Source organism: Kitasatospora putterlickiae (assembly GCF_039527695.1).
GTDB classification, from domain to species: domain Bacteria; phylum Actinomycetota; class Actinomycetes; order Streptomycetales; family Streptomycetaceae; genus Kitasatospora; species Kitasatospora putterlickiae.
In genome coordinates this window covers 1-903 of record NZ_BAAAKJ010000553.1, presented here as the reverse complement: position 1 = coordinate 903, position 903 = coordinate 1, and the positions used below count along the sequence as shown (strand labels likewise).

Annotated in this window: 1 protein-coding gene; it reads left to right on the top strand. The window is 75.5% G+C overall.

Features of this window, described 5'->3' with window-relative positions:
• On the top strand, positions 1 to 903 hold a 903-nt coding region (locus ABD308_RS39245; RefSeq protein WP_344345898.1), incomplete at both ends, for a D-alanyl-D-alanine carboxypeptidase family protein.

Sequence of the window (903 nt, the reverse complement as noted above, 5' to 3'; positions counted from 1 at the left end):
CCGTCCAGGTGGCGCCCCGAGCCGGGGCGCCGGAGCTGCCCTCCGGGCTGACCGGACGGTCCTGGCTGGTCGCCGACGCCGCGACCGGCGAGGTGCTCGCGGCCCGCGACGCGCACCTCCCCCTGCCGCCCGCCAGCACGCTCAAGATGCTGTTCGCCGACACCGTGCTGCCCAGGTTCGACCGCTCCCTGGAGCACCGGGTGACCCCGGCCGAGCTCGCCGGGGTGGGCGCCGGCAGCAGCCTGGTCGGGATCAAGGAGAACCTGCCCTACCGGGTCGAGGACCTCTGGCGCGGGGTGTTCCTCGCCTCCGGCAACGACGCCGTGCACGTCCTCTCCCACATGAACGGCGGGCTGGCCCGCACGGTCACGCAGATGCAGGAGCGGGCGAACGCCCTCCAGGCCCGCGACACCCGGGTGGTCACCCCGGACGGCTACGACCAGGACGGCCAGGTCTCCTCGGCGTACGACCTCACGCTGTTCGCCCGGGCCGGGCTGCGCAACCCGGACTTCCGGGCCTACTGCGCGACCCGCACCGCGCGCTTCCCCGGCGGGCTCGACCTGGCGACCGGACAGCGGACCGCCTTCGACATCGCCAACACCGACCGGCTGCTGGGCAAGTACCCCGGCCTGATCGGGGTGAAGAACGGCTACACCACCAACGCGGGCGCCACCTTCACCGGCGCGGCCGAACGCGGCGGCCGGACGCTGCTGGTGACGGTGATGCACCCGGAGCAGCAGTCCAAGGTGTACGACGAGGCGGCGGCGCTGCTGGACTGGGGCTTCGCGGCGGCGGGCAAGGTCGAGCCGGTCGGCGCCCTGGTGGAGGAGCTGGGCGTGGCGGGCACGGCGGCCGGGCCGGAGGCCGACGCGTCCGCCCCGGCGACGGGGGGCGAGCCGCCGG